Source organism: Phenylobacterium sp., assembly GCF_013822795.1.
Lineage (GTDB): Bacteria > Pseudomonadota > Alphaproteobacteria > Caulobacterales > Caulobacteraceae > Phenylobacterium.
Genome location: NZ_PNLB01000031.1, coordinates 1 through 26,674 on the forward strand (window position 1 = coordinate 1; position 26,674 = coordinate 26,674).

28 protein-coding genes are annotated in these 26,674 nt (G+C 67.5%); 11 read left to right on the plus strand and 17 right to left on the minus strand.

Features of this window, described 5'->3' with window-relative positions:
- Positions 1 to 403: 403 nt before the first annotated feature.
- Complete coding sequence (locus C0481_RS20925) at positions 404 to 841, plus strand: Rrf2 family transcriptional regulator (RefSeq protein ID WP_293407571.1); 438 nt, start codon at positions 404 to 406, stop codon at positions 839 to 841.
- Between the two features lie 19 nt (positions 842 to 860).
- Here C0481_RS20925 and C0481_RS20930 read toward each other — a convergent pair whose 3' ends face one another.
- Both C0481_RS20930 and C0481_RS20935 read right to left on the minus strand, forming a co-directional pair.
- The gene (locus C0481_RS20930) at positions 861 to 1,289 is read right to left on the minus strand and encodes a CBS domain-containing protein (RefSeq protein ID WP_293407574.1); all 429 of its coding nucleotides are present in this window, start codon (positions 1,287 to 1,289) and stop codon (positions 861 to 863) included.
- 74 nt (positions 1,290 to 1,363) lie between these two features.
- Positions 1,364 to 1,999, minus strand: a complete 636-nt coding sequence (locus C0481_RS20935) for a rhomboid family intramembrane serine protease (protein ID WP_293407581.1) — start codon at positions 1,997 to 1,999, stop codon at positions 1,364 to 1,366.
- Positions 2,000 to 2,358: 359 nt separating this feature from the next.
- On the opposite strand from C0481_RS20935, the gene C0481_RS20940 reads away from it, so the two are divergent.
- From C0481_RS20940 to C0481_RS20950, 3 genes are all read left to right on the plus strand, one after another.
- Positions 2,359 to 5,235, plus strand: a complete 2,877-nt coding sequence (locus C0481_RS20940) for a M16 family metallopeptidase (protein ID WP_293407583.1) — start codon at positions 2,359 to 2,361, stop codon at positions 5,233 to 5,235.
- Between the two features lie 206 nt (positions 5,236 to 5,441).
- Positions 5,442 to 6,167, plus strand: coding sequence for a VOC family protein (locus tag C0481_RS20945; protein ID WP_293407586.1), 726 nt, complete (start codon positions 5,442 to 5,444; stop codon positions 6,165 to 6,167).
- A gap of 104 nt (positions 6,168 to 6,271) precedes the next feature.
- Positions 6,272 to 6,817 (plus strand): PAS domain-containing protein, encoded by a 546-nt coding sequence (locus C0481_RS20950; RefSeq protein ID WP_293407588.1) that lies wholly within the window; start codon positions 6,272 to 6,274, stop codon positions 6,815 to 6,817.
- 3 nt (positions 6,818 to 6,820) lie between these two features.
- On the opposite strand, the gene C0481_RS20955 is transcribed toward C0481_RS20950, so the two are convergent.
- The 3 genes from C0481_RS20955 to C0481_RS20965 form a co-directional block, all read right to left on the minus strand.
- Positions 6,821 to 7,414 (minus strand): TetR/AcrR family transcriptional regulator, encoded by a 594-nt coding sequence (locus C0481_RS20955; RefSeq protein ID WP_293407590.1) that lies wholly within the window; start codon positions 7,412 to 7,414, stop codon positions 6,821 to 6,823.
- Between the two features lie 31 nt (positions 7,415 to 7,445).
- Positions 7,446 to 8,399: an aldo/keto reductase gene (locus tag C0481_RS20960; RefSeq protein WP_293407592.1), complete on the minus strand. Its 954-nt coding sequence runs from the start codon at positions 8,397 to 8,399 to the stop codon at positions 7,446 to 7,448.
- 74 nt (positions 8,400 to 8,473) lie between these two features.
- Positions 8,474 to 10,132: a choline dehydrogenase gene (locus tag C0481_RS20965; RefSeq protein WP_293407594.1), complete on the minus strand. Its 1,659-nt coding sequence runs from the start codon at positions 10,130 to 10,132 to the stop codon at positions 8,474 to 8,476.
- A 212-nt stretch (positions 10,133 to 10,344) separates the two neighbouring features.
- Between C0481_RS20965 and C0481_RS20970 the strand changes: the two genes are divergently transcribed.
- The gene (locus C0481_RS20970; RefSeq protein ID WP_293407596.1) at positions 10,345 to 12,033 is read left to right on the plus strand and encodes a sensor histidine kinase; all 1,689 of its coding nucleotides are present in this window, start codon (positions 10,345 to 10,347) and stop codon (positions 12,031 to 12,033) included.
- On the opposite strand, the gene minE is transcribed toward C0481_RS20970, so the two are convergent.
- From minE to C0481_RS21010, 8 genes are all read right to left on the minus strand, one after another.
- The gene (gene minE / locus C0481_RS20975; protein WP_293407599.1) at positions 12,030 to 12,293 is read right to left on the minus strand and encodes a cell division topological specificity factor MinE; all 264 of its coding nucleotides are present in this window, start codon (positions 12,291 to 12,293) and stop codon (positions 12,030 to 12,032) included. The genes C0481_RS20970 and minE overlap by 4 nt on opposite strands.
- On the minus strand, positions 12,290 to 13,108 hold the full coding sequence (minD, locus tag C0481_RS20980; protein WP_293407601.1) for a septum site-determining protein MinD: 819 nt from the start codon (positions 13,106 to 13,108) through the stop codon (positions 12,290 to 12,292). The genes minE and minD overlap by 4 nt, the downstream gene beginning before the upstream one ends.
- Before the next feature lie 42 nt (positions 13,109 to 13,150).
- Entirely contained in the window at positions 13,151 to 13,876 is a 726-nt protein-coding gene (gene minC / locus C0481_RS20985) for a septum site-determining protein MinC (protein ID WP_293407603.1), read from the minus strand.
- A 174-nt stretch (positions 13,877 to 14,050) separates the two neighbouring features.
- Positions 14,051 to 14,515 (minus strand): DUF1579 domain-containing protein, encoded by a 465-nt coding sequence (locus tag C0481_RS20990; RefSeq protein ID WP_293407606.1) that lies wholly within the window; start codon positions 14,513 to 14,515, stop codon positions 14,051 to 14,053.
- Between the two features lie 71 nt (positions 14,516 to 14,586).
- Positions 14,587 to 16,104: an acetyl-CoA hydrolase/transferase family protein gene (locus C0481_RS20995; RefSeq protein WP_293407608.1), complete on the minus strand. Its 1,518-nt coding sequence runs from the start codon at positions 16,102 to 16,104 to the stop codon at positions 14,587 to 14,589.
- A 90-nt stretch (positions 16,105 to 16,194) separates the two neighbouring features.
- The gene (locus C0481_RS21000; RefSeq protein WP_293407610.1) at positions 16,195 to 16,809 is read right to left on the minus strand and encodes a PEPxxWA-CTERM sorting domain-containing protein; all 615 of its coding nucleotides are present in this window, start codon (positions 16,807 to 16,809) and stop codon (positions 16,195 to 16,197) included.
- 96 nt (positions 16,810 to 16,905) lie between these two features.
- The gene (locus C0481_RS21005) at positions 16,906 to 17,688 is read right to left on the minus strand and encodes an enoyl-CoA hydratase-related protein (protein WP_293407612.1); all 783 of its coding nucleotides are present in this window, start codon (positions 17,686 to 17,688) and stop codon (positions 16,906 to 16,908) included.
- Positions 17,689 to 17,754: 66 nt separating this feature from the next.
- On the minus strand, positions 17,755 to 18,282 hold the full coding sequence (locus C0481_RS21010) for a gamma carbonic anhydrase family protein (protein WP_293407614.1): 528 nt from the start codon (positions 18,280 to 18,282) through the stop codon (positions 17,755 to 17,757).
- 320 nt (positions 18,283 to 18,602) lie between these two features.
- Between C0481_RS21010 and C0481_RS21015 the strand changes: the two genes are divergently transcribed.
- Positions 18,603 to 19,367, plus strand: coding sequence for a PhoH family protein (locus C0481_RS21015; protein WP_183773747.1), 765 nt, complete (start codon positions 18,603 to 18,605; stop codon positions 19,365 to 19,367).
- A 51-nt stretch (positions 19,368 to 19,418) separates the two neighbouring features.
- On the opposite strand, the gene C0481_RS21020 is transcribed toward C0481_RS21015, so the two are convergent.
- Positions 19,419 to 19,625 carry a DUF3126 family protein gene (locus C0481_RS21020; RefSeq protein ID WP_183773873.1) on the minus strand — a complete coding sequence of 69 codons (207 nt, stop codon included), beginning with the start codon at positions 19,623 to 19,625 and terminating at the stop codon, positions 19,419 to 19,421.
- A 136-nt stretch (positions 19,626 to 19,761) separates the two neighbouring features.
- Between C0481_RS21020 and C0481_RS21025 the strand changes: the two genes are divergently transcribed.
- Together C0481_RS21025 and C0481_RS21030 are read left to right on the plus strand one after the other, a co-directional pair.
- A complete protein-coding gene (locus tag C0481_RS21025) occupies positions 19,762 to 20,832 on the plus strand; it encodes a beta-N-acetylglucosaminidase domain-containing protein (protein ID WP_293407617.1) in 1,071 nt (356 codons plus the stop codon).
- 164 nt (positions 20,833 to 20,996) lie between these two features.
- A complete protein-coding gene (locus C0481_RS21030; protein ID WP_293407619.1) occupies positions 20,997 to 22,157 on the plus strand; it encodes an MFS transporter in 1,161 nt (386 codons plus the stop codon).
- Here C0481_RS21030 and cysE read toward each other — a convergent pair.
- Both cysE and C0481_RS21040 read right to left on the minus strand, forming a co-directional pair.
- Entirely contained in the window at positions 22,145 to 22,975 is an 831-nt protein-coding gene (cysE, locus tag C0481_RS21035; RefSeq protein ID WP_293407621.1) for a serine O-acetyltransferase, read from the minus strand. The genes C0481_RS21030 and cysE overlap by 13 nt on opposite strands.
- A gap of 28 nt (positions 22,976 to 23,003) precedes the next feature.
- Positions 23,004 to 23,618, minus strand: a complete 615-nt coding sequence (locus C0481_RS21040) for an NUDIX hydrolase (protein ID WP_293407624.1) — start codon at positions 23,616 to 23,618, stop codon at positions 23,004 to 23,006.
- An 81-nt stretch (positions 23,619 to 23,699) separates the two neighbouring features.
- Between C0481_RS21040 and C0481_RS21045 the strand changes: the two genes are divergently transcribed.
- On the plus strand, positions 23,700 to 24,311 hold the full coding sequence (locus tag C0481_RS21045; RefSeq protein WP_293407626.1) for a nitroreductase: 612 nt from the start codon (positions 23,700 to 23,702) through the stop codon (positions 24,309 to 24,311).
- 298 nt (positions 24,312 to 24,609) lie between these two features.
- On the opposite strand, the gene queF is transcribed toward C0481_RS21045, so the two are convergent.
- Positions 24,610 to 25,065, minus strand: a complete 456-nt coding sequence (gene queF / locus C0481_RS21050; protein ID WP_267230373.1) for a preQ(1) synthase — start codon at positions 25,063 to 25,065, stop codon at positions 24,610 to 24,612.
- 49 nt (positions 25,066 to 25,114) lie between these two features.
- On the opposite strand from queF, the gene C0481_RS21055 reads away from it, so the two are divergent.
- Positions 25,115 to 25,954 (plus strand): SDR family NAD(P)-dependent oxidoreductase, encoded by an 840-nt coding sequence (locus C0481_RS21055; protein WP_293407629.1) that lies wholly within the window; start codon positions 25,115 to 25,117, stop codon positions 25,952 to 25,954.
- 237 nt (positions 25,955 to 26,191) lie between these two features.
- A partial coding sequence (locus tag C0481_RS21060; protein WP_293407631.1) for a TorF family putative porin occupies positions 26,192 to 26,674 on the plus strand: 483 nt, incomplete at its 3' end.

The window sequence follows — 26,674 nt, forward strand, 5'->3', positions numbered from 1 at the left end:
TCCAGTTCGTCTCGGCGGCGTCCCCGTCCAGGGAGGCGGCTGTCTAAAGGGCCGCCCCGTCCTCGTCAACCCGGCTTTTTCAGCTTCTTTTCGAAGGCTCCGGAAGAACCGGAAAACATCCGAAAACGGATCGCCCCTCAACCGTTTCGCCCTAGGCAAACCCAAGTGATCCAAGGGATCTCTTCAGTCCGCCCCGGCGGCGACCCGTCCGAGGAGGCGGCTGTCTAGGCCCCTGCCTTGAGGGAGTCAACAGCGCTCATGACGCTTCAATGAACTTGATGGTGAGAACCCGGTGCGGACCACGCAATCTCGACGCCGACGCGTCGCTGAACAGGCCTCGCACACCTTGTAGAAAGCCTCGCGGCGTCATTTAAGGGACGAGACCAGGAGACATATAGAACCAATGCTCTCGCAAAAGGCCCGCTACGCGCTGCGCGCACTCGTCGAACTGGCGCGCGCGGAAGGCGCCCAGGTGACTTCCGGGGAGTTGGCGGTCCGCGCCGACGCCCCGCGCAAGTTCCTCGAGGCGATTCTGCTGGAGCTCGCGCGCAACCGGATCGTGGTCAGCCGCCGCGGCAAGTTCGGCGGCTACACCCTCGCGCGCGGCCCCGCCGAGGTCAGCTTCGCCGAGGTGATCCGGGTCATCGACGGGCCGCTGGCCCTGGCGCCCTGCGTCAGCCGCCTCTCCTTCCGCAAGTGCGAGGATTGTCCGGATCTGGCGACCTGCGCTCTGCGCGAGGCTCTACTCAAGGCGCGAGACGCAACCTCGGAGGTTCTGGAAGGCTACAGCCTGGCCGACGCCGCAGCCTCAGCCGGCGCGGAAGTGTTCGCGCACATATAGATCCCCAGCGGCGACGCCGTCAGCCCGTCGCGATGTAGGCCTTCAATCCGTCGGCCTCGGCCTCGACCTCGGAGATCTTCCACTTCACGAGATCGCCGATCGAGACGATGCCGACCAGGCGGTCGGACACGCAGACCGGCAGGTGGCGGATCCGACGATCGGTCATGCGTCCGAGCAGGGAATTCACCGTTTCGCTCGGCTCGGCGAAGATCACGTCATGGGTCATGACGCTGCTGACCGGCCGATCGAGCGCCCCGGCGCCTTCGCGGGCCACCGCGCTCACCAGATCGCGCTCCGACACGATCCCGACCACGCGGTCTCCGTCCAGCACCACCATTGCGCCCACCCTGCGGGAATGAAGCAGGGCGCAGATCGCACCGACGGTCTCCGCCGGGCCGACCGTAAATACGAGGTCGCCCTTGGCCTTGAGGATCTGAGACACAAGCATCTGCACGTTCTCCCTGATACCGTCAGGTAAGCGTCGCGCAGGACGCCAGCGAAATCAACGTTCTCGCGAAAACGTCAAGCTTGCTGAGCGCCCGCCACCCGGCCGAACGCGCCGATCAGCAGCAGGCCGGCGATGTAGCCGAAGATGTGCGCCTCCCAAGCCACCCCAGCGCCGCCCAGGCCCGGCGCGAAGCCGACAAGGGCCAGCATCAGGTTCACCGCGATCCAGCCAAGCGTCATGCTGATCACCGGAGAGCTGAGGAACGGGCCAGGGGTCGGACGCCCGATGAGGCGCGCGGCGGCGCCGACCAGTCCGGCCACCGCGCCCGAGGCCCCGATCATCAGCGTCGTGCTGCCGGGATTGACCAGGCCGTAGCCTAAGCTCGCGAGCCCGCCGCACAGCAGGTAGAAGACCAGGAAGATCAGCGCCCCGCGCGTGGTGGCGCCGAAGTAGCGCGCGACCGGCGTGCCGAAGGCCAGCGCCGCCCCCCCGTTCATCAGCGCGTGGGCCCAGCTGCCATGCAAGAAGATGGCGGTGAACAGCAGCGGCCAACGCCCTTGCTCGAAGGCGGCCGAGGAGAACGCAAAGTTCGCCAGCAGCCAGTTCTGCGGCAGAAACGTCTGCACCAGATATCCGAGCACGATGACCAGCGTGGCCACGACCGCCGGCCAAGGGGCGTTGAAGATCGGCTGCCGCTCGTCGTCGCTCAAAATCCGCACTCCGCACCCGGCCAAGATGGAGGCCAGCGTTCACCTTGCTGCGCTCGCCGTATCCAATCGCGAGGGTCAGCGCCCTAGATACACTCAAGTTCACTCAGTCTGAGCGCAATGTGCGAGGGACCGTCGTCTTTTTCGGCACGCGACCCCCCAAGGGCAAGGGCCGCAGCAGCCTTTGCAGCTCTGCCCTGGCTCGACTGGTTCGGACCAACGCCGTCGGCGACGCCTTCGCCCGCCACGTCAGCCGCTCTTCCGGCCAATAGCCGCCGTTCTGCGCCGCAACCCCGCCTTGCGAAGGCCACGCTCGCCTGTGCATGGTGCCAGCTCAACTGGTCTCGGATCCGTAACACCTGATGCGACGTCTCTTCGGCGCGGCCTCCGTGCTTGCTATCGCCCTGTCCCTGCCCGCGGACGCCTCCAGTTTCCCCTTCCCGAAGCTGGGCCGCGACAAGGCGGCGGCGGAAGCGGCGCCGGCGGCGCTGAAGCCGGGTGAATGGGCGCAGGCCCGGTCCGACGTCGCCCCTGACCCCACTATTCGCTTCGGCGCGCTGCCCAACGGTATGCGCTATGCGATCCGCAAGCAGACGATCCCCCCGGGCCAGGCGGCGATCCGGCTGCGCATCGGCGCCGGATCGCTGATGGAGACCGACGCCCAGCAAGGGCTGGCTCACTTCCTCGAGCACATGGCCTTCAACGGATCCAAGGCGGTCCCGGAAGGCGAGATGATCAAGATCCTCGAGCGACTGGGTCTCGCCTTCGGCGCCGACACCAACGCCTCCACAAATTTCGACGAGACGATCTACAAGCTCGACCTGCCGCGCACGAACGACGAGACCGTCGATACGGCGCTGATGCTGATGCGCGAGGCGGCCGGCAACCTGACCCTCGACCAGGGCGCCATCGACCGCGAGCGCGGCGTCGTGCTGTCCGAGGAGCGCGCGCGCGACACCCCGCCCTACCGCATCTATCAGGAGAGACTGGGCTTCTTCCTGAAGGGCCAACGTCCGCCGACGCGCTACCCGATCGGTCAGGTTCAAGTTCTGGAGACTGCGCCGGCCTCCGAGTTCACCGACTTCTACAACCGATACTATCGCCCCGAGCGCGCCGCGCTGGTGGTCGTCGGCGACTTTGACGTCGACGCCATGGAAGCCAAGATCAAGGCCAAGTTCGGCGACTGGACGCCGAGCGGCCCAGCCGGCGAGGCCCCGAACCTGGGTCCCGTCCAACCACGCAAGACTGAGGCGAAGCTGGTCATCGAGGCCGGCGCGCCGCTGTCGATGCAGATCGCCTGGATGCGTAAGCCGGACCTCGCCGCGGACACGCTCGCCAAGCGCAAATCCGACCTCGTCGAGCAGCTCGGCTTTTCTGTGGTCAACCGGCGCCTGCAGCGCCTGGCCCGCGACGGCCAGCCGCCGTTCCTGGCGGCCGGCGTCTTCAAGAACAACGAGTATGACGCGGCCGAATCCACGCTGCTGATCGTCAACGCCGAACCCGGCCGCTGGCGCGAGGCCCTCGCCGCCGCCGAGCAGGAGCAGCGGCGCGCCGTGCAGTACGGCGTGCGCCAGGACGAACTGGACCGCGAGATCGCCGAATATCGCGCCAACCTGAAAGCGGACGCCGCGGGCGCGGCTACCCGCACGCCGGGCCAGTTGGCGGGTGAGATCGTCGCCTCGCTGAGCGACCGCGAAGTGGTCACCGATCCGAGCCAAGACCTGGCTCTGTTCGAGCAGACCGTGAAGGATCTGAAGGCCGAACAGGTGTCCGCCGCGCTGAAAGCGAGCTTCGGCGGCGAAGGGCCGTTGCTGTTCATGGCCTCGCCCCGCCCCATCGAGGGCGGTGAGGCAAGCGTGCTGGCCGAGCTGGAAGCTTCTCGCAAGGTGGCGGTCGCCGAGCCTTCCGCCGCCGCCGAAGTCGCCTGGCCCTACACCTCGTTCGGCGGCGCCGGGAAGGTCGTCGAAACCAAGGATGCGCCGGATTTCGACACCACCTTCGTCCGCTTCGAGAACGGGGTGCGCCTGACCATCAAGCCGACCCGCTTCAAGGACGACGAAGTGCTGGTGCGGGTGAACGTCGGCGACGGCCGGCTCGACCTGCCAAAGGATGCGCAGAGCCTGGGATGGGCCGCGGGAGCGTACATCGAAGGCGGCCTCAAGCAGATCAACGCCGAAGACATGGAGCGCGTGCTCGCCAGCCGCGTCTACGGCGCGCAGTTCGGCGTGACCGACGACGCCTTCGTCCTGAGCGGCACCACGCGCCCTGAGGACCTGGACGTCCAGCTTCAGGTGCTGACCGCCTATGTCGCCGAGCCCGGCTGGCGCGCCGAGGCGTTCAAGCGCCTGCAGAGCGCGTTCCAGACCGCCAACGACCAGTACGAGTCCACCGATTCCGGCGTGCTCAACCGCGATCTGGCGCTGTTGCTGCGCGACGGCGATAAGCGGTGGGCGTTCCCGACGCGCGAGCAGATCACCGACGCCAAGCTGGACGACTTCAAGAAAATGGTCGCCCCCGCCCTGGCCGACGGGCCGATCGAGGTGGTGATCGTTGGCGACACCACCGTCGAGAAGGCCACCGAGACGGTCGCACGCACGCTGGGGGCGCTGCCGCCCCGCCCAGGAACCCAGATCCCGGCGACGCAACGCGAGGTCGGCTTCCCTGACGGCGTGCAGAAACCGGTGGTGCTGACCCACAAAGGTCGCGCCGACCAGTCGATCGGCTACATCGCCTGGCGCACCAATGACTTCTTTGCAGACCCGCAGCGGGCTCGCGACACCGCGGTGCTGGGCGAGGTTCTGGAGCTGCGGCTGGTCGAGGAACTGCGCGAGGCGCAGGGCGCGACCTACTCGCCCAGCGTGGCCTACAGCCACAGCATGGTCTGGCCGCGCTGGGGCTATGTCTCGGCCAGCGTCGAGATCCCGCCGGCCAAGCTGCCGAACTTCTTCGCCGACGTGAAGAAGATCGCCGCCGACCTGCGTGACAAGCCAATCAGCGCCGACGAGCTGTCCCGCGCCAAGAAGCCGCGGATCGATCAGATCGAAAAGGCCCGCGAGACCAACGGCTACTGGCTTTCCGAACTGTCCGGCGCGCAGAGCGACCCGCGCCGCCTGGACGCCACGCGCGGGCTGATCCCTGGCACCGAAAGGGTTACCGCTGCCGACGTGCAGCGCGCCGCCGAAGCGGTGCTGAAGGACGAGAGCATGTGGATGCTGGAAGTCGTGCCGGGCCGCAAATAGGGGAACGGCGCCGATCGTCGCGCCGAGCGCGGCATAGCGTCATATGGTCAAGCTGTCAGCGGGCTGGCTCTATCTGCCGGCGAATCCGCGGCGCTGTCGCGGGACTGGAACGGCAGTCGGGGGGTCTCGCCCGTATCAGCGACCCCGTCGTCACGACTTGCGCCTCGACCGCGAGGCGCCAAGATCGCGCCCGCAAGGGGGCGAGCATGCTGGCGCTGGACCACATCCCATTTCAGGCTCCGGACCTGCCCGCGCTGGCTGCGGCTTTCGCCGCGCTGGGATTCACCGTCTCGCCGCCGAGTTTCTACACCTCTCCCGACGATCCCACGGCCCGCTGGAACAACCGCTGCGTCTTCCTGCAGCGCGGCTGGTTCGACCTGTTGCAGGCGCCTGGCGCGCCGCCCGCGGTCGGCCCGGCCAGTGTCCTCTTCCTGACCGCCGACCTCGACGCGACCGCCGCGGAGTTGGGCGACTTGCGCCAACTGCCGGCCTACCGGCTCGTCCGCCGCTGGGAGGATAGGCCCGCCCACCAGCCGTTCAGGCTGATCTCGATCCGCGAGCGGATCAGCCCGCTGGGACTGGCGCTCATCGAGCACGCCGATCCCTGTGTCGACGCCCTGCCCGACTGGTTCGCCCACCCGAACGCCGCGATCGAGGCGGCAGGCCTGATCTTCGCGGGCGCGCAGCCGAGCCCGTTCGCGCCGGCCGCGGGCCGCGTTCTTGACCTGGGCGGCTTTGAGTACTGGGAGCCAGCTGCGTTCCGCCACGCCTTTGGCGAAGGCGTCGACTGCGCCGTCCGGGTTCGCGTTCGGTCGCTGGAAGCCACACGTTCGGCGCTGGCCGCCGATCTGGCGGCGGTGCAATCAAGTGGGCGGCTGCACGTGGCGGCGCCCTCGCCCCTCAACTGCGGCTTTCAGTTCTTCGAGGCCTAGTCGATGTAGCCGCCGACGCGTCCCGTTCTGGCACGTAAACGAGTTGGCCCGATTTTGCTTGCAAGCCCCATGCGGTCGCCGACGGCCGCATCGGAGGCGTCGAGATGTTCCATTCGAACACGCAGCAGATGATCGACTACTGGCGCAGCAAGAGCGGCGTTTCGGGCCTGCCCGTGCGCGCCGACCTCGATCCTACGGAATTCGCCAAGCTGGCGCCGCAGGCCTTCATGCTGGGCCGTGAGGCCTCAGGGATGTACCCCGTGCGGCTGTCAGGCGGGCTGGTTTCCGAACTGCACCAGCGCGATCTGCGTGGGCGCAATTTCCTGACCCTGCTCGATCCACTTGGCCGCCACGAGGTGCAGACCGCTCTCGAGACCGGCCGCCGCCGCCCCGAGCCGGTGGTCGCGCGCATTGACGCCCTGAGCGACACCGCAACGCTCGAGCTGGAACTGTTGTTCGCCCCGATTGCAGGCGGGCCGCGCTCGCCCGAGCGCTTCCTGGGCCTCTATCAGCCGATCTCGCTGGTCGCCGCCCTGCGCGACGAGCCGATCCGCCAGCTGTTCGTCCGCGAGGTCCAAGGCGTGGGCCCCGCCAACGAGGAAACTCACCGCCTGCGCCTAGCGACCCTCGACGGCCGCTGGGTCGCCTGAGGTTCAGATTGCTTCGCCGGCGTCGTCGAGTATCCGGGAGACGGCCTCTTCGGCCCGCGCGCGGGCGTTGGGGGCACGGAACAGCTTGGCCTGCTGCTGGAACGCCAAGCTGACGCCCACCAGTTCGAAGACGATCTGCCGGCAGTAGTCAGGCGGCGCCTTGCCGGCCTTCGGCAGGTCCGCGGCCACGCGAACCAAGGTCTCGTGCCACTCGCGCTGTGACTCAACCAGCCGGTCGCGGATGGCGCCGGGTCGGTCATCGTACTCCTGGGCCGAGACCGCGAAAATGCAGCCGCGCATGTCCGGTTCGCCCTCCAGCCAGTCGAACCAACGGCTGAGCAGCGCGTCCATGCGCGCCCGGCCGCGCGGCATGGCCAGGCTGGGCTCGACCACCCGGCTGCTGAACCGCGCGATCGCTTCCTCCAGCACCGCCAGCTGCAGCGCTTCCTTGGAGCGGAAGTGAGCGAACAGGCCGCTCTTGGATAGTTCCAGACTGTCGGCCAGCGGGCCGAGCGACAGCCCCTCCAGTCCGACCGCAACGGCCTGCTGGAGGGCCCGCCCGACAATGGCATCTCGTGTCGCGGCGCCTTTTTTCATGCGCCGCAGTTTAGCACGATCGGTCGTTTTCTCAAGAATCGACGGCGGACGCCTTGTTGAGGGTCGCCAGGTCCTCGGCCGTCAGCGTCAGCCGGGCCGACCCCATCAGCTCGTCGAGCTGTTCGAGGCTGGTGGCCGAGGCGATCGGGCCGGTCAGACCAGGCTGGGCCATGACCCAGGCCAGGGCGACCTGCGCCTGCGAGGCGGTCCGTGCGGCCGAGACTTCGTCCAGCGCGGCCAGGATGCGCATGCCGCGCGCGTCCATCATCCGCTTCACGCCTTGGCCGCGCGGGCTCTTGGAGAGGTCGGCGTCGGTCCGGTACTTGCCGGTCAGAAAGCCGGAGGCCAGGCCGTAGTACGGAATGACCCCGACCTCGTTGTCGATGCAGACCTGCTGCAGACCGTTCTCGAAACCGTCGCGCGAGTAGAGATTGTAGAGCGGCTGCTCGCTGTTGTAGCGCGGCAGGCCCTTGGCTTCGCTGATCTCCAGCGCCGACTTCAGGCGTTCGGGCGTGAAGTTCGACGAGCCGATGGCGCGCACCTTGCCGGCCTTCACCAGGCGATCGAACGCCTCGGCGGTCTCTTCCTGCGGAGTGTCGGGATCGTCGCGGTGCGACTGGTAGAGATCGATGTAGTCGGTCTGCAGACGCTTGAGCGAGGCTTCGACCGCCTCGACCATGTACTTGGCCGACAGCCCCTTCATGCCCTCGCCCATTTCCGAGCCGAGCTTGGTGGCCAGCACGATCTTGTCGCGCTTGCCGCCCTGCGCCAGCCACTTGCCGATGACCGTCTCGGACGCGCCGCCGCCGGCCGGGGCCCAGCGCGAATAGACGTCGGCGGTGTCGACCATGTTGAAACCGCCGGCCACGAAGGCGTCGAGCAGCTTGAACGAGGTGGCCTCGTCGGCCGTCCACCCGAACACATTGCCGCCGAGCACCAGCGGCGCGACTTTCAAATCGGACTTGCCCAGCTTGCGCAGTTCCATCGTCGCCTCCCATGAAATTATTGAAAAAATAAAGAAAAAGGCCCTCCCCGGTCGGGGAGGGCCAAATGATAGCGCTAAGCGGCCTTCTGGTCGTCCTCGTAGACCGGCGCGTCCTCCGCCGGCAGCGCGGCGCGGCCGCGGATCACGTCCGAGATCTTCTCGGCGATCATGATCGTAGGCGCGTTGGTGTTGCCGCCGACCAGTGTCGGCATGACCGAGGCGTCGACCACGCGCAGACCTTCGATGCCGCGCACCTTCAGCTCGCCGTCGACCACCGCCATCTCATCGCCGTCCGCCCCCATCTTGCAGGTGCCGACCGGGTGATAGATCGTCTCGGCGTGCTTGCGGATCCAGGCGTCGATCTGCTCGTCGGTCTCGACGTCCTTGCCCGGGAACAGCTCCTCGGTGCGGTAGGGGTCGAGCGCCGACTGGGCGGCGACCTTGCGCATCATCCGCACGCCCTCGCGCAGGGCGCGACGGTCCTCCTCGGTGGCGAGGTAGTTCGCGAAGATCGCCGGATCGTCGGTCGGATTGGCTGAGCGCAGGCCGACCCGGCCGCGGCTTTCCGGGCGCAGCTGGCAGACGTGGAAGGTGAACCCGTCCTTGGGCACGGCGGTGTTGCCGTGGTTCTGCATGATCGCGGCGACGGTGTGGATCTGCAGGTCGGGGCGGTCGAGATCAGGCCGCGACTTCAGGAAGGCGCCCGATTCCAGAAACTGCTGTCGGCCCAGCCCCTTGCCGAAGAAGGCGTAGTTCATGCCGATGGCCAGGGTCTTGATCAGGCCCTTGCGCAGCGAGTGGGCGGTGATCGGCTGCGGGCATTCCCAGGACATGGTCACGTCAAGGTGGTCCTGCAGGTTGGCGCCGACGCCCTTCAGCGCCTTGACCACCGGGATGCCGAACTTGCCGAGTTCCTCGGGGTCGCCGATGCCCGACAGCTGCAGGATCTGCGGCGACTGCACCGCGCCGGCCGACAGCAGCACTTCCTTGTCGGCATGCACGACGTGCTTCTGGCCCGACTTGGCGTCGATGTACTCGACCCCGGTGGCGCGGCCGTTCTCGATGACGATCTTGCTGGTCCGCGCACCGGTGATGCAGGTCAGGTTCGAGCGCGACAGGGCCGGATGCAGATAGCCGCGGGCGGCGCTCCAGCGCTGGCCGTCATGGATGGTCAGTTGGTAGGCCCCCCAGCCTTCCTGCTGGAAGCCGTTGAAATCGCTGGTGACCTTGAAGCCGGCCTGGCGTCCCGCCTCGACCGTGGCCGAGTAGATCGGGTTGGGCGTCGAGGCTTTGGAGACCTTCAACGGGCCTGCGCCGCCGTGCCAGTCGTCGCCGCCGCCCTCGAGGCTTTCCGAGCGCTTGAAGTAGGGCAACACGTCCCGGTACGACCAGCCCTGCAGGCCCATCTGGCGCCACTGGTCGTAGTCGCGGGCGTGGCCGCGGATGTAGATCATGCCGTTGATCGACGACGACCCGCCCCAGCCCTTGCCGCGCGGCCACCACAGCTTGCGGTCTTCCAGGTTCGGCTCGGCCTCGGTCCAGAAGCCCCAGTTGTAGGTCCCAGGCTTGCCGATCAGTGCGCCGACGCCGGCCGGCATCTTGACCAGAATCGAGCTGTCTTTGCCGCCCGCTTCGAGCAGCAGCACCTTGACCTGAGGATCCTCCGTCAACCGGTTGGCGAGCACGCATCCGGCGGACCCCGCGCCAATGATGACGTAGTCGAAGCGATCCATGTGTTCCGTCCCTAAACACTGTTAAGTTAGCCGCACACTGGCCGAAGGCCGGGCCCGAGACAAGAGCCGCAGAACCTTGTTTTTGGGCGCCCCAACGGCAGGTTTCAGACGCCTTCCCTTCAGGAATCTGCCGGACGGGATGACGCCTTGAGTGCAATTGAGTTTCATGCGCCAATGGACTTCGGCGGCAATCTGGTCCTAACGACAGTCCTATGAGCGCCCAGCAGACGGCCTCGGCTGGAGGCGAACATCGCTTCGTCCGAGGCCTGCACCATCAGGTGACCGCCGGCCTGACTGTCGGCGCGATCGTCTTTATCGCGGCGATAGTGGGAATCCTGCTGCGGCCCAGCGGGCATCTCAGCACATTTTGGGCAGCGAACGCCGTGCTGCTCGGCCTGCTGGTGCGGCGCCCGGACTTGGCGACTCCGGCCGGCTGGCTGGCGGCGGCGGCCAGCCTGATCGCGGCCGACGCCATCACCGGCAGCGGCTGGACGCGCACGCTGCTGCTCACCGCCGGCAACCTTGCCGGCGTCCTGACCGGCTACCTGCTGTTCAAACGGCTGCCGCCTGAAGACCGGAAATTGCAGCGCCCTGGCTCGCTGCTCTCGGTCATGCTGATTGCGTTGGCCGCCTCGGCCGCGACCAGCGTGCTGGGAGCGGCGGTCAACGCCCTGATCTTCCATCGCGATCCGATCAGCGGCTTCTTCATCTGGCTGGCGACGGAACTGGCCAACTACATCGTCGTGCTGCCGGTGGCGCTGACCTTCCCACGCCCGTCGGAGCTGAAGTGCTGGTTCGTGCGGACCTTCACGACCCGGCCGCAGCTGCGGGTCATCGCACCGCTGGCGCTCTACCTGGTCAGCCTGGCGATGGTGCCGTCGGTCGGTGGGCCGGGCGCCCTCGCCTTCCCGGTTCCCACCCTGCTCTGGTGCGCGCTCACCTACAGCCTGGCGGCCACGACCCTGCTGACGCTGTCTTTCGCCGTCTGGAGCCTGCTGTTCCTGTCGACCGCTTCAGCCTCGCTGGGCTTTGCGTCGGTGATGGGCTTTGACCTGATGTCGCTGCGCCTGGGCGTGATGCTGGTGGCCCTGGCCCCGATCATCGTCGCCGGCGTGATGGCCAGCCGCAACGCGCTGCTGCGCGAAGCCGAGCTCGCCCGCCGGGCGGCCGAAGAGGCGATGTCCGCCCGCACCCTGCTGCTGGCGACCATGACCCACGAATTGCGCTCGCCGCTGACGGCCGTGGTCGGTTTCTCAGGGATGATGGCGCGCCAGGCCTTCGGGCCGGTGGGGCATCCGAAGTATCTCGACTACGCCCAGTCCATCGAGATCGCCGGCTCGCACCTGAGCGACCTGGTCACGGACCTGCTCGACACCGCCAAGATCGAGGCCGGACAGATCGAGCTCTCGCCGGCGTCTGCATCCAGCCGCGAAATCGTCGAACAGGCGCTGCGGCTGGTCCGCGGCCTGTCGATCGACGCCGGCGTGACGGTGGTGATGGAGCCCGGCGACTGGCCGCCGGTCCACGTCGACCAGCGGGCGGTGAAGCAGATCCTGATCAACCTGCTGGCCAATGCGGTGAAGTTCTCGCCGCCCTCCAGCCTCGTCGAGGTGTCCTCGAAGGTGAAGGACGGACGGCTGGTGATCTGCGTCCGCGACTTCGGCCAGGGCATCCGCGAGGAAGACCTGGCGATCCTCGGCCGCCCGTACGTGCAGATGGGCGATCGCGTGACCCGGGCCGAAGGCTGGGGCCTGGGCCTGGCGCTGTCGCATGACCTCATCGAGCGGCACGGCGGCAGCCTGGAGCTGGAAAGCAAGCTGGGCGCCGGCACCAGCGCCCGCTTCGACGTCGCGCTGGCCGAGGCCGAGCCGAAAGCCTTGGCCGCGGGCGCGGGCCGCTAGCTCTTCGGCAGCGCCGTCTCGGGCATCTCGATGTCGATCTCCAGGGTCGAGACCTGATCGCCCCGGTCAAGCTTGACCACCACCCGGTCGCGATCGATCGCGATGTGCTTGGCGATCACCGCCAGGATCTCCTGCTGCAGGATGGCGGCGAGGTCTTCGCCGCCGCCGAGCCCGCGCTCATGAGCAAGCAGTAGCTGCAGCCGATCGCGCGCCACCGGGGCCGAGCGGCGCCCCTTGCCGAAGAAATTCAGGAGGCTCATGCGACCGCCTTGCGGCCGAACAGCCGGCTCATGAAGCTCTGACGTTCCTTGGGGACGCTGACGGCGACATTGTCGCCCATCAACCGGCGCGCGGCCTCGCTATAGGCCTGAGCGGCCGGCGAACCGGGATTGTGCAGAGTCACCGGGCAGCCGACGTTGGAGGCGCTGAGGACGTCCGGACTTTCCGAGACGATGCCCAGCAGCGGGATCGCCAGGATCTCCAACACGTCCTCGACGCTCATCATCTCGCCTCTGGCCGCGCGGGCCGGATCGTACCGCGTCAGCAGCAGCTGCTTTTCCATCCGATCGCCGCTTTCGGCGCGCTGGGTCTTGGAGTCGAGCAGGCCGATGATGCGGTCGGAGTCACGCACCGAGGAGACCTCGGGATTGGTCACCACCACCGCCAGGTCGGCGAAGCGCATGGCCAGGGTCGCACCCTTCTCGATGCCGGCGGGGCTGTCGCAGATCACCCAGTCGAACTGCTCGCGCAGATCGTCGATAACTCGCCCGACGCCTTCCTCAGTGAGGGCGTCCTTGTCGCGGGTCTGCGAGGCCGGCAGCAGGCTGAGCGTCTCGACACGCTTGTCGCGGATCAGGGCCTGGGCCAGCTTGGCGTCGCCCTGGACGACGTTGACGAGATCGAACACCACCCGCCGTTCTGCGCCCATGACCAGGTCGAGGTTACGCAGGCCGACATCGAAATCGACCACCACCACCTTCTGGCCCGCCTGGGCCAGCGCTGCCCCCAGCGACGCCGAGGACGTGGTCTTGCCCACGCCCCCCTTGCCCGACGTGACGACGACAACCTTGGACATGACTCACCGTTCCTTCCCCTCGCCCCACGACGAGCAACTCAACTAGCCGAGCGCCGAGAGGCGCAGCGCCCCACGGTCGCAGCGGACCTGGACGGCCTGGCCGTGGAGGTCAGGCCCCCAGTGCTCGGCCGTCCGATACAAGTGATCGACGCCCACCAGCTCGGCCTCGAGCCGGCGGCAGAAGATGCGGGCCTCGGCGCCGGTCCGCAGGCCGGCGATAGCCCGGCCGCGCAGCGCGCCATAAACATGGATCGAGCCCCCGGCGATGACCTCAGCCCCCGAGGCGACAGGGCCGACGATGGTCACGTCGCCCTCCTCGAAGATCACCGACTGGCCGGATCGCACCGGCCGATCGATCAGCAAGGAGGGGGAAACGGGCGCAGGCGCATCAGACGCTTCCGGCGCGACCGCGGCCGCGACATCGCTGCGGGCCTTGCGCGCGACATTGCCATGCAGGTTGGTCGGCAGATGCGACCACGGCGTACCGCCCAGCGCCGCCGGGCGCAGCCCCTCGACGCCGATCAGCTTGAGGCCGCGCGCGCTCAGCCCGTCGAGCGCCACCAGCACAGCTTCGGGCCCGACGCTCTCCAGCGCCGCCCCCAGGTCGACCACGATGGGTCGGTTGTCGAACAGCGCGGCCGAGGCGTGCATCTGCTCATCGAGGGCCGCGAACCACTGCGCGAAGGGCGCTTCGGGCGCCAGGATCAACGCCATGATGCTGCGCCCACGCACCCGGATTTTGGGCAGATCGAACGTCTCGGTGCTCACGTCGCATGCCCTGCAGAACTGGGCGAATTGTCGATTTGCGCAGCCATGACGCCTCCGTCCGGATTGGGGGACAGGGGTCCCCCTCCGGGCGCTCCCTCGCGTCGTAAGTTCTAGATTCGTGGGGCTTTCTTGCGGCCTGATCCCGCCGCAGTTTCGGCGCCATGCGGTCAAGCTTCAACGGACCGGGCGGCGAAACTCCATGATCCAGTTGGTCTCCCAGGTCGCCCCGTCGTCATACGAGAAGGCTTGGCTCCAGCGCGGCGTGTCGGTGTCCGTACCGCTCCAGTCGAAGAGCACCTTTACCGGCCGGCCATCGTCCATGTCGTCGCCTGCGAAAACGCCCTTGCCGTTCTCGAAGCGTCCGTAAACCGGCGGCTGCAGCTGGCCGTCCTTGGAGTTGATCCAATAGATCGCCCACTGGTTCTGGGCTGGATCGTAGAGGCGCAGGGTCATCCCCTTGAAGCCCTTGGTCGGGAAATCGCTCTCGTCGATCGAGACCATGCCGCCCATCAGCACCTGGGCCTTTTCGTAGGACGGGAAGACGTCCCAGTCGTCGGAGCCGATACCGCGGACCTTCAGCCGCCGGTTCGTCACATCCCAGTCGCCGTGATTGAAGTCGAAGTCGTGCGCCGAGCTCATTGGCCGATCCTCCTGCTTAAGCCGCGCCGGGATTAGCCGACCGCTGCTGCCAGCAGAGTGTCAGCAGCCTGTCAGGGTCGCATCGAGCCGGTCTCGATAAACCGCTGGTGCCAGGAGAGCGCCTCGTTCAGCAGCGAGGGCGACTGCTGTCCGTAGGCGTGCAGGCGGGCGCGGGCGTAGTAGTCGGCGAGCGCCGGCCGATAGTCCGGGTGGGCGCAGTTGGCGATGATCACTTCGGCCTTCTGCTTGGGCGAGAGGCCGCGCAGGTCGGCCAGGCCCTGCTCGGTGACGATCACCTGGACGTCCTGGTTGATGTGATCGACATGGCTGGCCTGGGGCACGATCGCCGAGATCTTGCCGCCCTTGGCCGTGGAGGGCGTCACGAAGATTGAAAGGTAGGCGTTGCGCGCGAAATCGCCCGAGCCCCCGATGCCGTTCTGAATTCGCGAGCCCATGACGTGAGTCGAGTTCACGTTGCCGTAGATGTCGGCCTCGATCATGCCGTTCATGGCCACGCAGCCCAGGCGGCGGATCAGTTCGGGGTGGTTGCTGATCTCCTGCGGACGCAGGATCAGCTTGTCCCGATAGAAGGCCATGTTGTCGTTGAGGCCGGCCGCGGCCTCCGGGCTCAGCGAGAAGGCGGTAGCCGAGGCCATGCGCAGCTTGCCGGCGGTTATCAGGTCCAGCATCCCGTCCTGCAGGACCTCGGTATAGGCGGTCATGTTCTCGAAACGGCTGTTCAGCAGCCCGGCGAGCACCGCATTGGCGATGTTGCCGACGCCCGACTGCAGCGGCAGCAGGTTCTCTGGCAGGCGCCCCTTGGCGACCTCTTGCTCAAGGAACTCCAGCAGGTGGCCGGCGATGGCCGCGGCGACGTTGTCGGGCGGCGAGAACGGCAGGTTGCGGTCAGGGGCCTGCGTCTCGACGATGGCGACGATCTTGTCGGGATCGCAGCGGAAGTAGGCCTCGCCGATGCGGTCGTCAGGTTTCACCAGCGGGATCGGCACGCGGTTCGGCGGCAGGGCCGTGCCGTAGTAGATGTCGTGCATCCCCTCCAGCGCCGGGTTCTGCCAGCTGTTGACCTCAAGGATCACCTGCTTGGCGCGGTCCAGCCAGGTCTTGTTGTTGCCGACCGACGACGACGGGATCAGCGAGCCGTCCGGGCGGATGCCCGACACCTCGATCACCGCCGTGTCGAGCGGACCGAGGAACCCCTGCCAGGCCATCGGGGCGACCTGGCTGAGATGCATGTCGAAATACTCCATCTCGCCGCGATTGATCTTCTCGCGGGCGATGGGGTCGGAATTGTAGGGCAGCCGGAACTCGATGCCGTCGGCCTTGGCCAGCGCGCCGTCCAGTTCTGGGCCGGTAGAGGCGCCGGTCCAAACGCGGACCTGAAACTTGTTCCCCGCGGCGTGCTCAGCCTCGATGCGGCTGGCCAGGGCGAGCGGGACGGCCTTCGGATAGCCCGAGCCGGTGAAGCCGCTCATCGCGACGGTCGAGCCCGACGCGATCAGGCCGGCCGCCGTCTGCGCGTCCGTCACCTTGGCGCGCAGTCTCTCGCAGCCGATCCGGGATTTGTCCGCCATACGCGCCTCCACTGACAGGTCTGGCGCAAGCAATAACCGGGGTGGCGCTCCGTTCCCATGCGACATGCATGAAAACCGGCGGTCGGCCAGCTAGACGGCGGCGAATCCGCGCCGCGAGCGCCGCAGCATGCTCCCGACCAGGCCAAAGCCCACGATCATCATCGCCCAGCCGGCCGGTTCGGGCACCGCGGTGAAGTCGCTGATGGTCAGGCTTACCGAATACGGCGCGCGCGCTGCTGGGGAGACGCGGAATACGCCGTCGAAGGTCGCGAACTGCGGGAAGAAGTGCGAGCTGCAGTCGCCGAGCGTGGTCGGCGTGCAGGGGCGATCGAAGCCGAGCGGCGTGCTCAGGACGCCGCTCGCCGTCCCGGGACTGGTGACGACGACGCAGCCGCCGGTCAGCGAGCAGTCATAGGCCAGCGAGTACTCGTTGCCCCAGACCCCGCCGATCGCCTCGTCCCACCAAGTCTTCCGCTCTTCGACGTTGCCGGTGAAGACCGCATCGATCAGCGCCAGGCCGCTGAATGTCAGGGTGGCGGTGGCGCTGTGGCCTTCCGGCGGCCAGTCGAAGGCGCCGGAAGCGTAGATGAAGCCGTCGACATCCGGATCGGTGAGCGAAAGGTCCACCACCTGGGCGGACAGGGCCGGGGTCGCAAGCAACGCCAACGCTGCGGCGACCGGACCGCACCACGACAATGACTTCATCACGGCAGGCTCCCTCTAGGCGCGTTAACCATTCGCCCCGCGCCAGAGGGAGTCAAGCTTCACTGAACTAGTTCAGTGAACGTGATTAGCTGCGCTTTAGCGCCCCTTCCAGGCCGGGGCGCGCTTCTGGGCGAAGGCCATCGGTCCTTCGACGAAGTCCTCGGACTTGAAGAGCGCGCTCACCGCCGGATAGCGGTTCTGGCCCTTGATCGCCGCCTCCAGGGTGGGTTCGTCCAGCCCCTTGTAGACCGCCTCCTTCGAGGCGCGGATCGACATCGGCGACAGCTCGCAGATCTGGCCGGCCCAGCGGCGGGCGGCGGCCAGCAGCTCGGCTTGCGGAACCACCTCGTTGACGAAGCCCAGCGCCTGGCCCTCGGCCGCGCTGACGCGGCGGCCGGTGAGAATCATGCCCAGGGCCTGCTTCTGGCCGATCATCCGCGGCAGGCGGTGCAGACCGCCGGCCAGGGCGGCTAGGCCGACCCGCGGCTCCGGCAGGGCGAAAGTCGCGGTGTCGGCCGCCACGATCAGGTCGCAGGCCAGCGCGATCTCGAAGCCGCCGCCCATGGCCACGCCGTTGACGGCCGCGATCAGCGGCTTGGTCAGGTCGAAACGCGAGGTCAGGCCAGCGAAGCCGGACGGCGGCGACTTCATCTCGCCGCCAGTCGCCTGATGCTTGAGATCGTTGCCGGCCGAGAAGGCGCGATCGCCGGCGCCGGTGACGATGCCGACCCACTGGTCCGGATCGGCGGCGAAGGCGTTGAACGCGTCGTCGAGCTCGAAGTGGGCCGGCGAATGCAGGGCGTTCATCACCTCCGGCCGGTTGAGCGTGAAGATGGTGATCGGACCCTCGCGGTCCACGCGGATGAACTCATAGGCCATCGAGGATCCTCCCTTTGTCATGCAGCGCCTAGGCTCGCCGGGGCGCCGCTACGTCGGTCAAGCGCTTCAGACGGGCCGCAGCCCGGCGCGGTAGCGCTTCCAGTTCTCGACATAGTGCAGGGCTCCGCCGGCCAGCGCCCTGCCCTGCTCCGGCGAAATCTCGCGCACGACCTTGCCCGGCGCGCCCATGACCAGCGAATTGTCCGGGATCTCCTTGCCCTCGGTGATCAGGCAGTTGGCGCCGATCAGGCAGTTCTTCCCGATCTTGGCCCCGTTCAGCACGATCGAGCCGATGCCGATCAGCGAGCCGTCGCCGATGGTGCAGCCATGCAGCATGACCTTGTGGCCGACGGTGACGTTGGCGCCGATGGTCAGCGGATAGCCGGTGTCGGTGTGCAGGACGCTGCCGTCCTGGACGTTGGAATTCTCGCCGATCGTGATCGGATCGTTGTCCCCGCGAATCGTCGCGCCGAACCAGACCGACGCGTTCTTCTTGAGAATCACCCGGCCGATCACGGCAGCGTTCGGCGCGATCCAGTATTCATCTTCTTTAGGCAGTTCGGGGGCGACTTCGCCCAAGTTGTAGACACTCATCCGTACACCCCGTTTATTTAATCAAATGAGCCATTTAAGGATTCAGAAACCACGTTAGCATCAGTCTAGTGATGCGATTCGAGAGGGGCGAGAGCCCTTTCGCATCACGCCGCGAGTCGGCGTCCGGTTCGTGGCCTGCGTTTGGGGCGGGGTGCAAGGTGTCGCGTTTGCTTCGGCGGGTCAGCCCGCCTGGATCACGAGCCGAAGACGGGCCCGCCGGCCGCAGCGCACGACGCCGCCGCCTCACTGCAAAATCGAACCATCCTGGAGGGCGAGCCATTGCGGCGTCGCCCTTTTTTCTTGCCCCTATGGAGGCCTAGATGACCAAGCGAGCTCTGAAGCGACAACTGCGCGAAGGCGCGTTCGACGCCGCCCAGTTCGAGGATGACGCGAAAGTCCGCCGTCTGCCGGTGGACCGTGCGTGGTCCCCCTTGGCTCATCACAATGACGATCGCGACCAGGGGTATCTAAAGACAATAAAAGCCAAATCGCCGGGCCAGCAGGCGTTGATGGACGCCATCGACGCCAAGAACCTGGTCATGGCCCTGGGCCCGGCCGGGACCGGCAAGACCTATCTGGCGATCGCCAAGGCGGTGGAGGCCCTGGAGGCCGGACGGGTCGGCCGCATCGTGCTCTCGCGGCCGGCGGTCGAGGCCGGCGAGTCGATCGGCTTCCTGCCCGGCGACGCCGAGGACAAGCTCGCCCCCTACCTGCGGCCGCTCTACGACGCGCTGTCGGACCGGCTGTCGATGAAGCGGGTGCGGGCGCTGATGGCCGAGGGCGCCATCGAAATCGCGCCGGTCGGTTTCATGCGCGGGCGAACGCTGAACAACGCCTTCGTGGTCATCGACGAGGCGCAGAACTGCACCTACGGGCAGCTCAAGATGCTGCTGACCCGGCTGGGCTGGCACTCGACCATGGTGGTGACCGGCGATCCGGCCCAGTCGGACCTGCTGCCGGAGCTCTCGGGCCTGGGTCCCGTCGCCGACCGCTTCGAGGAGATCTCGAACATCGCGGTCGTGCGGCTGAAGGACGTCGACATCGTGCGCCACCCGCTGGTGGCCGAGATGCTGGGCGTGCTCTGACGCCGTAGTGGAGGCCGGCCCCGGATGCCGGGGCCGGCGCTCGACCTGCGCTTAGGGCAGGTCTTCGGCGAGGATCGCCATTTCAAACATGTAAGAGCCGTCGCCGTCCTCGTCCTCGAAGACGACGCCGATGAACTCTTCGCCGATATAGACCTCGGCCGAGTCCTTTTGCTTCGGACGGGGGACCAACGTGATCCGCGCGTTGGCGAAGGTGCCGCGCAGGTGGCCTTCAAGACGGCGGATAGCTTTTTCGTCCAGCACGCTGGGCTCCTTCGTAGATTTCGGCGGGAACCTACGGGTTTTGCGCCGCACCGCAAAGCGCCTGCGCCTGAAAAAGCTGGGGACGCGGCCGCCGCGCCCGCTAGTCTGCCCGTCAAACGAGGGGGAGGACCGCGTGGCGGGCGTCGAGCTGGGACTGGTTGAGGGCTACTACGGCAAGCCGTGGTCGTGGGCGGAGCGCCGCGCCGTGGTCGAGGCGCTGGTCCCGCACGGCTACCGCTTTTTCCTCTATGCGCCGAAGGCCGACGCGTTCCTGCGCCGCCGCTGGCAGGAGCCGCATCCACAGGAGACCGCCGACGAACTGCGGGCCTTCTCGGCCTTCTGCCGCGCGGCCGGGGTGCGGTTCGGAGTGGGCCTCAGCCCTTACGAGATCTATCGCGACTTCGGGCCGGCCGCCCAAGAGGCGCTGGCCGCCAAGCTGGCGCACCTGGACGCCCTGGGGCTCGACGAGCTGGCCATCCTGTTCGACGACATGCGCGGCGACCTGCCGGGCCTCGCCGCCAACCAGGTCGAGATCGTCCACTGGATCGCCGCGCGGACCACGGCGAAACGGGTGATCGTCTGTCCTTCCTACTACACCGACGATTCGATCCTCGACCGCGTGTTCGGCCAGCGGCCTGCGAACTATCTGGAAGAACTCGGCGCGGGCCTGGATTCGTCGATCGAGGTGTTCTGGACCGGCGAAGAGGTCTGCTCGCGCGAGTTCAGCCCCGGCCACTTGGAGCGGGTCGGCCGCCAGCTGCGCCGCAAGCCGCTGCTGTGGGACAACTACCCGGTCAACGACGGGCCGTTGATGTCGCCGTTCCTGCACCTGCGCGCGTTCACCGGCCGCCCCGCCAGCATCGGGCCGCAAATCGCCGGCCATGCGGTCAATCCGGCCCTGCAGCCGACATTGTCGCTGATCCCGGCGATCACGCTGGCGCAGAGCTATGCCCAGGGCGAGGCCTACGAGTACGTCCGCGCCTTCCAGGCCGCCGCGCGCCAGGTGCTCGGAGACGATCTCGCCGCGGCGGTGGAGCGCAACCTCACCCAGTTCCAGGGCTTCGGCCTCGACCGCCTGACCGATGAGAACATGAGCCGGATGCGGCCGCGCTACGCCGGCTTCGATCATCCCGCCGCGCGCGAGATCGTCGCCTGGCTGGACGGCGCCTACCGCATCACCCTGGCAGAGATCGAAGCGACTTGAACCCGGCGCTCGGCGGCGCCTAGAGTGACCGCACCGCGTTGGCGGAAAACGCGAAAGACCTCCCCAGTGGCCGGCTGATCTCGTCCTAGACGACTGACCTTCGCCGACCGGCGCTGCAAGCGTCCGGGTCGCCCTGTCGCACGACTGCTTCCGAGACAGCCGCCATGGCGTTCTTCCGCAACTCCACCGTCAATCTGCTCAATCTGCACTATGGGATTCACGCCCTCGCCCTGAGCGGCGGCGGCGCGTTCTTCGCCGTCTACCTGCTGCGGGCCGGCGTTCCGGCCCATGGGGTCCTGGCCTCGCTGGCTGCGATCCTCATCGGCCGCTTCTTCATCCGGCCGGCGGTGCTGCCGCTCTGCAAGCGCTTCGGCCTCAAGCCGATGGTCATCGCCGGCACGATCCTCACCGCCGGCCAGTACCTGCTGCTGGCCCGGGTGGACGGGATCGGCTGGCCGCTCTTCACGCTCTGCGCCGTCTCTTCGATCGGCGACACGTTCTACTGGACGACCTATCACGCCTACTTCGCCTCGCTCGGCGACGCCGAGCATCGCGGTCACCAGATCGGCGCGCGCGAAGCCATCGCGGCCTTGGTCGGGATCGCCGCGCCGCTGCTGACCGGGTGGGCGCTGGTCACGGTGGGACCGGAGATCGCATTCGGCGTCACCGCCGTCGTACTGGTGCTATCGGCCCTACCGCTGTTCTTCACGCCAGCGGTTCCAATCGCGCTGGAGGCCCCGAACGCCTTTTGGTCAGCGCGTCCTGGCGTGGCGCTATTCGTCGCCGACGGCTGGATGGCCTCCGGCTATGTATTCGTCTGGCAGATCGCGCTCTTCAAATCGCTTGGCGAGAACTTCGCCGTCTTTGGCGGAGCGATGGCGGTCGCCGCGGTCGCCGGGGCGATCTGCGGTCTATTGCTGGGCCGCTTCATCGATGCCGGGCATGGGCGTCGCGCCGTGTGGCTGGCCGCCGGAACGGCCGCGGCGGTAATCGCCGCCCGTGCAGCCGGATATGGCCATCCCGCGATCGCGATCGCTGCCAACGCAGCGGGCGCGCTGGTCGTGGCGCTCTACACCCCGACCATGATGACCGCCGTCTACAATCTCTCGCAAGCCTCGCCCTGCCCGCTCCGCTTCCACATCGCCACCGAAGGCGGCTGGGACGCGGGCGGAGCTGGGGGCGCGCTGACGGCGGCCGCCCTGCTCTGGGCGGGCGCGCCGTTCTGGGCGGCGATCCTGATGGGCCTGGTCGGCACCATCGCGGCATTCATCCTGCTGCGGCGCTACTACTACGCCGCGCCGGCGCCCGCGCCTCAGATGACGTAGTCGTAGACCGCCTCGGCCAGGGTGTGGTCCATGCTGCGCGCCGGCTCCTCGCAGGTCGGGCAGTTGACCAGCCGCGCGGGCACGCCGGCGGCCGTGCAGTGCGGCGGAACCGGCTTGAGCACCACCGAACCCGAGGCCACCTTGGCGTAGTCGCCGATGGTGATGTTGCCGAGCACCTTGGCGCCCGCGCCCAGCAGCACGCCGTTGCCGATCTTCGGGTGACGGTCGCCACGCTCAGCGCCGGTGCCGCCCAGGGTCACGCCCTGCAGCAGCGAGACGTCGTTGCCGATCACCGCGGTCTCGCCGATGACGATGCCGGTGCCGTGGTCAATGAACACGCCTGAGCCGATCTTGGTGGCCGGATGGATATCGACCTGGAAAATTTCGGACATGCGGCTCTGCAGATAGAGCGCGATCGTCTCGCGGCCCTGATGCCACAGCCAATGGGCCACGCGCTGCGTCTGCAGCGCCTGGAAGCCCTTGAAGAACAGGAACGGCTGGACATAGCCCTTGCAGGCCGGGTCGCGCTCGAACACGGCCTTGAGGTCCGCTTCGGCGATATCGACCAATCGCGGGTCAGCGCGATAGGCGGCGTCCGCCAGTTCGCGCAGGCTCATCGCCCGCAGCTCCTGGTCGCCCAGCTTGCGCGCCAACTGATACGACAACGCCCCGCCGAGGTCGTCGTGACTGAGCACGACGGCGTTCAGCAGCGAGGCGAGCGCCGGCTCGGCCTTGGCGGCTCGTTCAGATTCCATGCGCAGCGCGGCCCATACCGGCGGCGCGGCCGAGGGGTCGATCACTTCCAGACGCTGGCTCAAAGGCTCCTCCCGTCCCAAAGGCGGTCCCCTATCCTAGCATGGCGCGCGCGAGCGACGCCGACAAAAGCCCTTCTCGGGCCATGTGGTACGCCCGAAGCAACATGGCAACCGTTAAGGCGTCACGCAGATGTCCGGCGCTCGCCGCCTCCAGCGCCTCGCGGAACGGAACTCGCACCATGGCGAGGTCCTCGGTGTCGTCGGCGTGAGCCGTTTCCGAGGCCGGGCGCAGGTCGGTCGCCAGATAGCCGATCGCCAGCTCGTCGGTGACCGAATTCGACAACTGCACGCGCAGGATCTCGCGCCATTCGCCCGCCGCCAGCCCGGCCTCCTCGGCCAGTTCGCGTTGCGCGCCCGCCAGCGGATCCTCGTCCTTGGGGCCGCCACCCTCCGGAATTTCCCAGCTATAGTCAGCAAATGGGAACCGATGCTGCCCGACCAGCACCACCGAGCCGTCCGCATAGATCGGCAGCACCGCCAGGGCGTAGTTCTGGAACCCGACCACGCCGTAGAACGCGGCCGCTCCCGTCGGCGCGACGGCGTCGTGCTCAGTGATCCGGATCCATGGGTTCTCGTAGGCGACCTTGGATTCGCCACGAAGCCAGGGCCTTCCATGCTCGGTCAGCCACGCCGGTTTTTGCGACATATTCTCAACTAACCTTGCAGATCGCGCCCGCGGCCCCCAATAAAGGCCCCGACGAACATTCATCCCAGCGAGAAGCCCGTCTTGTCCATTGCCCTTCCCGAAGCCCCGTCGTTCGGCGCCCCGGTCAACCAGCACCCCTGCCCCGAACTGCTGAGCTTTTTGGCGACGCGCCGTTCGGCCTCGGCGGTCACCCTGGCCGAGCCGGCCCCGGGCGACGACGACGTCGCCGCCTTGATCCGGCTGGCCGCCCGCGCGCCTGACCATGGCAAGCTGGCGCCCTGGCGCTTCATCGTGCTGCGCGGAGAGGACAAGGCCGCCTACGCCGCGCGCCTCGAAGCTCTGGCGCAGTCGCGCGGCGACGCGCGCGCCGCGGCCAAGCTCGCCAAGTTGAAGCTTCCGCCGATGGGGATCGCGGTGGTTTCCGCCCCGCGGGCCCATGAGGTTCCGGAATGGGAACAGGTTCTGTCGGCCGGGGCGGTTTGCACGGGTCTGCTCTATGGCGCCCAGGCGCTCGGCTACGGCGCCAACTGGATCACCGACTGGTACGCCTATGACGACCAGGCCAAAGCCATCCTGGGGCTCAGTGCAGGAGAGAACGTCGCGGGCTTCATCTTCATCGGCACGGCGAAGGAGCCGCCGATGGAACGCGAGCGGCCCGATAGCGTCGCGCTGACCACGGTCTGGAAGCCCTGACCCAGGATACCTGAGCTGAAGAGTCACGAAGGCCGGACAGCGATGGCCCGCTGCCCGGCCTGATGTGACACGCCCGAGGAGAGATGGGCACGGTCCTCATAGCACGCCGGCGACCAGCCCGCTAGTCAATCGCGGCTCTCGCCCGCCCGCCCTGAGCCGGCCGCAGGCTCAGGACCTCCGCGAACTACAACCATGACGATGTATTCGACTGCGTGAATACTCTCCGAGCGCGGATCGTATCACGGCCTTCAACCGTCCGGACCAGGATCGTTAACGCCGGATCGATCGAGAACTTCAATCAACCACGGCCGCGGTAGGTGGCGACGCCCTGATCTGGGACCCAGAGCCCTTCCGGCGCCGGGCCGCTTTGCCAAAAGACGTCGATCGGGATGCCTCCACGCGGAAACCAATAGCCGCCGATGCGCAACCAACGCGGCGCGGCGATCTCGACGATCTTGCGCCCGATGGCGACGGTGCAGTCCTCATGGAACGCCCCATGGTTGCGAAACGAGCCGAGATACAGCTTCAGAGACTTGGATTCGATCAGCCAGTCGCCGGGCGCATAGTCGATGACCAGATGCGCGAAATCCGGCTGACCGGTCACCGGACAAAGCGACGTGAACTCCGGCGCCGTGAACCTCGCCAGATAGAGCGTGTCGCTCTGCGGATTGGGGACGCGCTCGAGGACCGCGGTCTCGGGACTGTCGAAGCCCCGAACGTCCCGGCCCAGTTGGGTCAGATGCAGTTCTTCCATCGCCGGGATTTATCCCGCCGCACGGTTTGCGGCAACCGAACGAGCCGCTATGCAAGCAGGTAAGCAGACAAATGGGGAGAACGGCATGTCCGGCGCGGATTTCGAAGGCTTCGTGGTCGTGGTCACCGGCGCGTCAACCGGGCTTGGTCGCGCCATCGCGGTTGAGACGGCCAGCCGCGGCGCTCGGGCGGTAGTCATCAACTACGCGCGCAGCGCCGACGAAGCCCAGGAAACCGCTCGCCAGGTCGAGGCGCACGGCGCTCAGGCCGTGCTGGTGCAGGGCGACGTCGCCAGCGACGCCGACTGCCGCAAGATCGCCGCGGCGGCTGAACCGTTCGGGCGCATCGACGCGCTGTTCAACAATGCCGGCGTCACCAAGTTCGCGCCGAACCACGCCGATCTCGAAGCGGTCTCCGCCGAGGACTTCCTGAACCTCTACGGCGTCAACGTCGTAGGCGCCTTCCAGATGACCCGCGCCGCCCGCGCCCTGCTCGAGGCCGGCGAGCGTCCGGGCGCGGTGGTCAATACATCGTCCATCGCCGGCGTCGCGGGCATTGGCTCCTCAGTGCCCTACGCCGCCTCCAAGGGGGCGATGAACACCATGACGCTGTCGCTGGCGCGCGCCCTGGCGCCGAAAATCCGCGTCAACGCGATCTGCCCCGGCTTTATCGACACGCCCTGGTTCGACAAGGGCGTCGGCGCCGAGCGCGCCCAAAAGATGCGAGAAAGCGCGGCGGCCAATACGCCGCTCAAGGCGGCCTCGTCCGCCGAGGACGTCGCCGCCGCCGCAGTGTTCCTGGCCTCGCCAGGTTCGCGGCACGTCACGGGCGAGACGTTGCTGGTCGATGCGGGCACTCACCTCGGTTATGCGCCGATGGCGATGCGCTGAGCATTCGGCGCGACGCAAACTCGGGTGAAACCCTGACTCGCAAGAGCCCCGTGGCGCCAAAGGCACAGTCATTCGCCCAAAAGCGCGGCGCCAGGGTTTGTTAACGCTCAAAAATCAAACAGCGAATACCCAGCACAGGTGATCAGCTCCGCTCACGTTGATCTGCCGGTCAGCCGCATGGCGATCTCGGGTCGACGGTCAGCTGGAGCCTGATCGAATAATGGGGATACAACGCTAATGAAGACTCTCACCACCGCGCTTCTGGCCGCTGCGGCCACCGTCGCCATGAGCGGCGGCGCCCTCGCCCAGGACGAAAGCGCGCTCGACCTGTCGTTCAACGTCGGCGCAGCCACCGACTACGTCTGGCGCGGCGTCAGCCAAACCGACGAGAGCCCGCAGATTTCGGGCGGCGTCGACGCCACCCTCGGCGGCCTGGTCTATGCCGGCGGCTGGCTGTCGAACGTCGATTTCGGCAGCGGCAACGACACCGATTTCGAACTGGACCTGTACGCCGGCGTCCGCCCGCAACTGGGCCCGGTCAGCCTGGACTTCGGCATCCTGTACTATGGCTACATCAACGCCCCGACCGGTTCGGACCAGGACTTCATTGAGTTCAAGGCCGCCGGTTCGGTTCCGGTCGGCCCGGCCACCGTCGGCGCCGGCGTCTACTATTCGGACGACTTCTTCGGCGGCACCGGCCCGGCCACCTACGTGGAACTG

Excerpts from the sequence above, each read along its gene's own strand:
- queF (WP_267230373.1), bottom strand. The coding sequence starts at position 25,065 with ATGGAAGAACTGCATCTGACCCAACTGGGCCGGGACGTTCGGGGCTTC.
- C0481_RS21015 (WP_183773747.1), top strand. The coding sequence starts at position 18,603 with ATGACCAAGCGAGCTCTGAAGCGACAACTGCGCGAAGGCGCGTTCGAC.
- C0481_RS21000 (WP_293407610.1), bottom strand. The coding sequence starts at position 16,809 with ATGAAGTCATTGTCGTGGTGCGGTCCGGTCGCCGCAGCGTTGGCGTTG.
- minD (WP_293407601.1), bottom strand. The coding sequence starts at position 13,108 with ATGTCCAAGGTTGTCGTCGTCACGTCGGGCAAGGGGGGCGTGGGCAAG.
- C0481_RS20960 (WP_293407592.1), bottom strand. The coding sequence starts at position 8,399 with ATGGAACTGCGCAAGCTGGGCAAGTCCGATTTGAAAGTCGCGCCGCTG.
- minE (WP_293407599.1), bottom strand. The coding sequence starts at position 12,293 with ATGAGCCTCCTGAATTTCTTCGGCAAGGGGCGCCGCTCGGCCCCGGTG.
- C0481_RS20970 (WP_293407596.1), top strand. The coding sequence starts at position 10,345 with ATGAGCGCCCAGCAGACGGCCTCGGCTGGAGGCGAACATCGCTTCGTC.
- C0481_RS20955 (WP_293407590.1), bottom strand. The coding sequence starts at position 7,414 with ATGAAAAAAGGCGCCGCGACACGAGATGCCATTGTCGGGCGGGCCCTC.
- C0481_RS21005 (WP_293407612.1), bottom strand. The coding sequence starts at position 17,688 with ATGGCCTATGAGTTCATCCGCGTGGACCGCGAGGGTCCGATCACCATC.
- C0481_RS21010 (WP_293407614.1), bottom strand. The coding sequence starts at position 18,282 with ATGAGTGTCTACAACTTGGGCGAAGTCGCCCCCGAACTGCCTAAAGAA.
- C0481_RS20995 (WP_293407608.1), bottom strand. The coding sequence starts at position 16,104 with ATGGCGGACAAATCCCGGATCGGCTGCGAGAGACTGCGCGCCAAGGTG.
- C0481_RS20990 (WP_293407606.1), bottom strand. The coding sequence starts at position 14,515 with ATGAGCTCGGCGCACGACTTCGACTTCAATCACGGCGACTGGGATGTG.
- C0481_RS20945 (WP_293407586.1), top strand. The coding sequence starts at position 5,442 with ATGCTGGCGCTGGACCACATCCCATTTCAGGCTCCGGACCTGCCCGCG.
- C0481_RS20950 (WP_293407588.1), top strand. The coding sequence starts at position 6,272 with ATGTTCCATTCGAACACGCAGCAGATGATCGACTACTGGCGCAGCAAG.
- C0481_RS21055 (WP_293407629.1), top strand. The coding sequence starts at position 25,115 with ATGCAAGCAGGTAAGCAGACAAATGGGGAGAACGGCATGTCCGGCGCG.
- C0481_RS20925 (WP_293407571.1), top strand. The coding sequence starts at position 404 with ATGCTCTCGCAAAAGGCCCGCTACGCGCTGCGCGCACTCGTCGAACTG.
- C0481_RS20930 (WP_293407574.1), bottom strand. The coding sequence starts at position 1,289 with ATGCTTGTGTCTCAGATCCTCAAGGCCAAGGGCGACCTCGTATTTACG.
- C0481_RS20965 (WP_293407594.1), bottom strand. The coding sequence starts at position 10,132 with ATGGATCGCTTCGACTACGTCATCATTGGCGCGGGGTCCGCCGGATGC.
- C0481_RS21040 (WP_293407624.1), bottom strand. The coding sequence starts at position 23,618 with ATGTCGCAAAAACCGGCGTGGCTGACCGAGCATGGAAGGCCCTGGCTT.
- C0481_RS20940 (WP_293407583.1), top strand. The coding sequence starts at position 2,359 with ATGCGACGTCTCTTCGGCGCGGCCTCCGTGCTTGCTATCGCCCTGTCC.
- C0481_RS21030 (WP_293407619.1), top strand. The coding sequence starts at position 20,997 with ATGGCGTTCTTCCGCAACTCCACCGTCAATCTGCTCAATCTGCACTAT.